Origin of the sequence: Streptomyces olindensis, assembly GCF_040645895.1 — a bacterium.
Taxonomy (GTDB): Bacteria; Actinomycetota; Actinomycetes; order Streptomycetales; family Streptomycetaceae; genus Streptomyces; species Streptomyces olindensis.
The window spans coordinates 1-6,194 of record NZ_JBEYZD010000151.1 but is presented as its reverse complement, the minus strand read 5'-3'; the positions used below and the strand labels follow the sequence as shown (position 1 = coordinate 6,194).

The 6,194-nt window shown below is 73.0% G+C and carries 5 protein-coding genes; 1 reads left to right on the top strand and 4 read right to left on the bottom strand.

Annotation, left to right across the window (positions count from 1 at the left end):
- Nucleotides 1-104: 104 nt before the first annotated feature.
- From ABZ948_RS40620 to hemB, 4 genes are all read right to left on the bottom strand, one after another.
- On the bottom strand, nucleotides 105-938 hold the full coding sequence (locus ABZ948_RS40620) for an arylamine N-acetyltransferase family protein (protein ID WP_359768156.1): 834 nt from the start codon (nucleotides 936-938) through the stop codon (nucleotides 105-107).
- Nucleotides 939-1,055: 117 nt separating this feature from the next.
- Nucleotides 1,056-2,279 carry an aminotransferase-like domain-containing protein gene (locus ABZ948_RS40615; protein WP_359768155.1) on the bottom strand — a complete coding sequence of 408 codons (1,224 nt, stop codon included), beginning with the start codon at nucleotides 2,277-2,279 and terminating at the stop codon, nucleotides 1,056-1,058.
- Nucleotides 2,280-2,415: 136 nt separating this feature from the next.
- Nucleotides 2,416-3,318 carry an SAM-dependent methyltransferase gene (locus ABZ948_RS40610; RefSeq protein ID WP_359768154.1) on the bottom strand — a complete coding sequence of 301 codons (903 nt, stop codon included), beginning with the start codon at nucleotides 3,316-3,318 and terminating at the stop codon, nucleotides 2,416-2,418.
- A gap of 104 nt (nucleotides 3,319-3,422) precedes the next feature.
- Nucleotides 3,423-4,415, bottom strand: coding sequence for a porphobilinogen synthase (hemB, locus tag ABZ948_RS40605; RefSeq protein WP_359768153.1), 993 nt, complete (start codon nucleotides 4,413-4,415; stop codon nucleotides 3,423-3,425).
- Nucleotides 4,416-4,623: 208 nt separating this feature from the next.
- Between hemB and ABZ948_RS40600 the strand changes: the two genes are divergently transcribed.
- Nucleotides 4,624-6,012 carry an FAD-binding oxidoreductase gene (locus ABZ948_RS40600; RefSeq protein WP_359768152.1) on the top strand — a complete coding sequence of 463 codons (1,389 nt, stop codon included), beginning with the start codon at nucleotides 4,624-4,626 and terminating at the stop codon, nucleotides 6,010-6,012.
- The last annotated feature ends 182 nt before the right edge of the window (nucleotides 6,013-6,194 follow it).

The following is a 6,194-nucleotide window of genomic DNA, read 5'->3' as shown; positions in this document are numbered from 1 at the left end:
GGTGCAGTCCTAGACAGCTCCACCACACCGGAGGTCTTCGCCATGATCAAGCCCTGCCCGCGTTAACAACGCTCGTGATCAATACAACTAGGGCCTAAACACCGTCAGCCGGTCAGCAGCGTCAGCCCCTCCGGCGCGCTGATGCCGAACTCCTCCTGAAGGAGCCGGCGTGCCTCCGCCTCGCCGGTCACCTCCCGCTCGGTGACCGTCCCGTCGGCGCGGGTCTCCGTCAGCAGCCGCCCGTCGAGCAGCAGGTGCCGGTCGGCGCGGACGTTCTGCACGTAGAGGCGCCGGGTGAACGGCGAGCGCGGGCTGGTGCCGACGTACCAGTTGATGACGTCGAAGTCGGGCTTCTCGAAGGGCTCCAGGGTGAAGGCGTACTGCGCGGTCCAGTCGTCCTTCGCCCGGTCGTGGGCCTCCAGCACCCACATCTCCAGGGGGCCGTCGTGCGGTGCGTGCACCAGCCGGTGCCGCCGCCCGGCCCCGGTGAACTCGGTGTCCGCCACCAGCGGCACCGGCTCCAGCAGCGAGCCGACCGCCCCGAAGCCCACGTCCGCGAAGTACGGCCGCGCCTCGCCGGGGACCTCGACCAGCAACGCCATGTGCGTGCGCGGCCGGCTCGCGATGCTGTCGGCGCCCAGGACGACCCGCGCGACCAGCAGGGTCACCCGGAAACCCAGCGCCCTGAGCGCACAGGCGAACAGCGTGTTGTGCTCGTAGCAGTAACCGCCGCGCCGGCTGTGGACCAGCTTGGCCATGAGGTCGGCCGGATCGAGGGAAGGGGCCTGACCGCGCAGGGGGTCGAGGTTCTCGAACGGAATGGCCCGCGTGTGCGCCAGGTGCACACCGCGCAGGGTCGCCGCGTCGGCCCGCCGCTCCCCCTCCCACCCGATCCGCCGGAGATACACGTCAAGGTCGAACTGCACGGATTCGGACATGACAGCACCGTATGCAGGGCCGTTCGCCCTGTCGGCGGGCCACAGCCGTAACTCCCGCTCGGCCCTTGGCCCTAGGACTTGGGAGGCCGGCCGGCGCGGGCCCCGGGCGGCGGCCTCCTATGCGCCGGGAGCCGCGCCCCGCAGCCCCTCCCCGAGCCTGCGCAGCCCCTCCCCGATCTCCTCCGGGGTCTGCGTCACGAAGCACAGCCGCAGGGTCGTGCGGTCGGGCGTTCCGGCGTAGAAGGGGGCGCCGGGCACGTAGGCCACGTCGTGCCGCACGACCTGCGGCAGCAGCGCCGTCGTGTCGTACGGCTCGGGCAGGCTCGCCCAGAGGAACATGCCGCCCTCCGGCCGGGTCCAGACCGACCCCTCGGGCAGCGCCCCGGGCAGCCCCGCGAGCATGGCGTCGCGGCGCTCGCGGTACACGCGGGCGACGCGCGCGACGTGCGCGTCCAGGTCGCTGTCGGCCAGGTACCGGGCCGCGGCGAGCTGGTTGACGGTCGGGGTGTGCAGGTCGGCGGCCTGCTTGGCGACGGCGCAGGCGCGCCGCAGCTCATCGGGCGCGCGCAGCCAGCCCAGCCGCAGTCCGGGCGCCATGACCTTGGAGAAGCTGCCGAGCAGCACCGTACGGTCCTCGGCGCCCGGGTGGGAGGCGATCCACGGCACGCGCTCGCCGTCGTAGCGCAGTTCCCCGTACGGGTCGTCCTCGACGATCCACAGTCCGTGCCGGGCGGCGACGGCGGCCACCGCGGCGCGCCGGTCGGCGGGCAGCGTCCGGCCGGTGGGGTTCTGGAAGGTGGGCACCGTGTAGAGCAGCTTGGGCCGTTCGCTCACCACCAGTTCCGCCAGCGCCTCGGGATCGAGGCCGTGCTCGTCGCCGGGCACGGCCACGACCCGGGCGCCCGTGAAGCCGAAGGCCTGCAGCGCGGCCAGGTAGCAGGGGTTCTCGACGAGGACGGTGTCCCCGGGTTCGAGGAGCGCGGTGGCCAGCAGGGACAGGGCCTGCTGCGAGCCGGTGGTGACGAGCAGGTCGTCGGGACCGGTCGGCAGGCCGCGCACGGTGGTGCGTCCGGCCAGGGCGGCTCGCAGGCCGGGCTCGCCCTCGGTCGTGGAGTACTGCAGCGCCCGGCCGGGTGCCTCGGTGAGCACCGCCTGGTAGGCGGCCGCGATGGCGCCCGCGTCGAACAGCTCCGGCGCCGGCAGCCCGCCCGCGAAGTTGATCACCTCGGGGCGGGCGGTGACGGCGAGGATGTCCCGCACGGGAGAGCCGCCGACCGAGCGCGCCCGCGCGGCGAGTCGCGGCGCGGGAGAGCGGGTGGGCGTGGGCGCGGTGAGGGTCATGACACGGCTCCTTCGGCTGCGGTGACGGCGCGTGCGCCGCAGCCTAGAGAAGTACGTGCCGCCTACAAGAACATTTCCGGGATCCGGACAGCGGGCCCGGCCGGGCGGGCGACCGGGCCGTGGGGCGCCCGCCCGGTCAGCCCTTGCCGCCGATGGCCGCGTACACGTTGATGTCCGCGTCCGTCACGTCGTTGATGTCGCGGTAGCGGACCTTCTCGATGTCGTCGAGACCGGCGAGGAAGGACTCCTCCGGCTGCTCGGGGACGGGGGCCGCGTGGTCGGGCCGCCAGCGGTGCGCGGGGACGATGCCCGGTTCGGCGATCTCCAGCCGGTTCTCCGTGAAGAACTTCTCCACCTCCGCCCGGGACCGCAGCACGAAGGTGAACCCCCGCTCGGTGTACGTCCGCTGGACCGCGCGGATGTTCTCCGGGTTCAGGTCCTCGGTCAGGTGGCTGAGCACCAGGCGGCTGCCGGCGGGCAGCGCGTCGAGCAGCTCGCGCACCAGCGGGTACGCCTCCTCGTCCGCGACGAAGTGCAGGATCGCGACCAGGCAGAGCGCGACCGGACGGTCGAAGTCCAGGGTCTTGGCGGCCTGTTCCAGGATGCGGGCCGGGTCCCGCAGATCGGCGTCGATGTAGTCCGTGCGCCCCTCGGGGCCGCTGGTCAGCAGGGCCCGCGCGTGGGCGAGGACGACCGGGTCGTTGTCGACGTACACGACCCGCGTGTCCGGCTCGATCCGCTGCGCGATCTGGTGCACGTTCTCGGCGGTCGGCAGTCCCGTGCCGACGTCGAGGAACTGCCGGATGCCGTCCTGCTCGACCAGCGTGGTCACCGCGCGGCGCAGGAAGTCGCGGTTGTGCCGCACGTCGAGGTACCCGCGCGGGTTCGCGGCGAGCGCGGCCGCGGCGGCGTCCCGGTCCGCCGGGTAGTGGTCCTTGCCGCCGAGGAAGACGTCGTAGACCCGCGCCGGGTGCGCCTTGCTGCTGTCGATCCTCCTCCGCAGCTCGGCGGGGTCCTGACTGAGGGCGTCACCGGACATGGACGTCTCCCTGGAGAGTAGGTGGTTCAATCAGCAACCACTTCGCTGGTCAACAACCTAACGCTCCAGGGGACTTGATGGTGCCCTCCGGCCGATCCGCTCGGCTAACCGAGCTTCTGGGCCACTTCGGTGGCCCAGTAGGTGAGGATGTTCCGCGCGCCGGCCCGCCGGATGCCGGTCAGGGTCTCCAGGATCGCCCGGTCCCGGTCGATCCAGCCCTTCTCGGCGGCGGCCTCGATCATCGAGTACTCGCCGGAGATCTGGTAGGCGGCGACGGGCACGTCCACGGCGTCCGCGACCCGGGCGAGGATGTCCAGGTAGGGCCCGGCCGGCTTGACCATCACCATGTCGGCGCCCTCCTCCAGGTCGAGGGCCAGCTCGCGCAGGGACTCGCGCGCGTTGGCGGGGTCCTGCTGGTAGGTCTTGCGGTCCCCCTGGAGCGAGGAGCCGACGGCCTCCCGGAAGGGCCCGTAGAAGGCGGAGGCGTACTTCGCGGTGTAGGCGAGGATCGCGACGTCCTCCCGCCCGATCTGGTCGAGGGCGTCGCGGACGACCCCGATCTGCCCGTCCATCATGCCGCTGGGGCCGACCACATGGGCTCCGGCGTCGGCCTGCACCTGGGCCATCTCGGCGTACCGCTCCAGGGTGGCGTCGTTGTCGACCCGGCCCTGCGCGTCGAGCACGCCGCAGTGCCCGTGGTCGGTCGTCTCGTCCAGGCACAGGTCGGACATGACGAGCAGGTCGTCGCCGACCTCGGCCCGCACGTCCCGGAGGGCGACCTGGAGGATCCCGTCCGGATCGGTCCCCGGCGTCCCGAGCGCGTCCTTCTTCGACTCCTCCGGCACACCGAACAGCATGATCCCGGAGATCCCCGCCGCGACGGCCTCCGCGGCGGCCTTCTTCAGACTGTCCCGGGTGTGCTGCACGACCCCGGGCATGGCCTCGATCGGCACGGGCTCGCTGACGCCCTCACGCACGAAGGCGGGCAGGATGAGGTCGGCGGGGTGCAACCGGGTCTCGGCGACCATCCGACGCATCACGGGGTTGCTCCGCAACCGCCGCGGCCGCGTACCGGGGAAAGATCCGTACGTCGTCATGCCCTCTACGCTACGCCCGCCGCAAACGCCCCGATGCCGACGCACTGTCGGAGGCCGGAGGCACCCCGCCGCCGGGCCTCGGCCCCACGATGCGCCCACCACCCCCGAGGTCCATCCTGAAATCAACAACGAGAAGGACAAGGACCCCGACGGCCCGAGCAGACCCCGCCGCCGCCGTCCCTCCGTACCCGCCCCCACGGAGGACGCGATGACCGCCCCCCACCACACCCCCGACCTCTTCGCCCTCTCGGAGATCCACGGCCCGGTCCTGCGCCCCGGCGACCCCGCCTACGCCGACGAGGTCACCGGCTTCAACCTGGCAGCCCTCCACACCCCGGACGTGGTCGTCGGCGCCACCGGCCCGGACGACGTCGTCACCGCCATGCGCTGGGCGCACGCCACCCACACCCCCGTCGCCGTGCAGGCCACCGGCCACGGCGCCAACTTCCCCATCGAACAGGGCCTGCTGATCACCACGTCCCGCATGACGGACGTCCAGGTCGACCCGGCCACCCGCACCGCGCGGATCGCCGCGGGCGCGAAGTGGAGCCACGTCCTCGCCGCGGGCGCCCCCCACGGCCTGGCCGGCCTGTGCGGCACCTCCACCGACGCGGGCGTCGTCGGCTACACCCTCGGCGGCGGACTCCCGGTCCTCGGCCGCGCCTACGGCTACGCCGCCGACCTGGTCCGCTCCTTCCAGGTCGTCACCCCGGACGGCCGCCTGCGCGAGGCGGACCCCCAGCACGAGCCGGAACTGTTCTGGGCGCTGCGCGGCGGCAAGGGCAACGTCGGCGTGGTCACCTCACTGGTCACCGAACTGCTCCCTCTCCCCCGCCTCTACGGCGGCGGCCTGCACTGGCACGCCGAACACACCGAGTCCCTGCTGCACGCCTGGTCGGACTGGACCCGCACGGTCCCGGACGAGATGGCCAGCATGTTCTCGGTGCTCCGCCTGCCGCCCATCCCGCAGATCCCGGAACCCCTGCGCGGCGGCTTCTGGGCCCGGGTCGCGCTCGCCTGGCCGGGCGACACGGCCGAGGGCGAAGCACTGATCGCCCCGCTGCGCCGGGCGGCCCCCGTGGCCGTCGACCTGGTGGAGGAGATGGACTACGCGGCCCTGGACCGCATCCACATGGAGCCCCAGGACCCGCTCCCGGCCCGGGAGTGCTGCATGCTCCTGCGCGACCTGCCCTCCGACGGCCTGAGCACGTTCCTGGAGCAGGTCGGACCGGCCGTCGGCGCCGACTACCCGCTGCTGGTCACCTCGCTGCGCCACATGGGCGGGGCACTGGCCCGCCCGGCACCCGTCGAGGACGCCGTCTGCGCCCGGGACGCGCGGTACTTCATGGAGTCGGTCGGGATCATGCCCGCGCCGCCGGTGGCGGAGGCCGTCGAACAGGCCACGCGCCGCCTCTACACGGCCATGGCGCCCTACGGCACCGGCCGCACCATGGTCAACATCCACGGCACGCCCGGCGACGAACGGGACATCGCCCGCGCCTGGACCCCGGAGGTCTACGCCCGCCTGCGCCACGACAAGGCCACCTACGACCCGGAGAACCTGCTGCGCTACGGCCACGCGGTGACACCCGCGTAGCCGCAGCCACCCCTCCGTTCCCGCTAGGGGGTGTCCGTAAAGTCCCGTCGTCCGCCCGGAGGGCGGGCCCTGCGGCGTCATGGGGGTCCCCCTGCTCGAGCGAAGCCGAGAGCTTGGGGGAGCGTGCTCTCGGCGTGCCGGGCGGACGCCCGCGTACTGGTTGTACTCGGGTGTTCGCCCGG

Excerpts from the sequence above, each read along its gene's own strand:
- hemB (WP_359768153.1), bottom strand. The coding sequence starts at position 4,415 with ATGACGACGTACGGATCTTTCCCCGGTACGCGGCCGCGGCGGTTGCGG.
- ABZ948_RS40615 (WP_359768155.1), bottom strand. The coding sequence starts at position 2,279 with ATGACCCTCACCGCGCCCACGCCCACCCGCTCTCCCGCGCCGCGACTC.
- ABZ948_RS40620 (WP_359768156.1), bottom strand. The coding sequence starts at position 938 with ATGTCCGAATCCGTGCAGTTCGACCTTGACGTGTATCTCCGGCGGATC.
- ABZ948_RS40600 (WP_359768152.1), top strand. The coding sequence starts at position 4,624 with ATGACCGCCCCCCACCACACCCCCGACCTCTTCGCCCTCTCGGAGATC.
- ABZ948_RS40610 (WP_359768154.1), bottom strand. The coding sequence starts at position 3,318 with ATGTCCGGTGACGCCCTCAGTCAGGACCCCGCCGAGCTGCGGAGGAGG.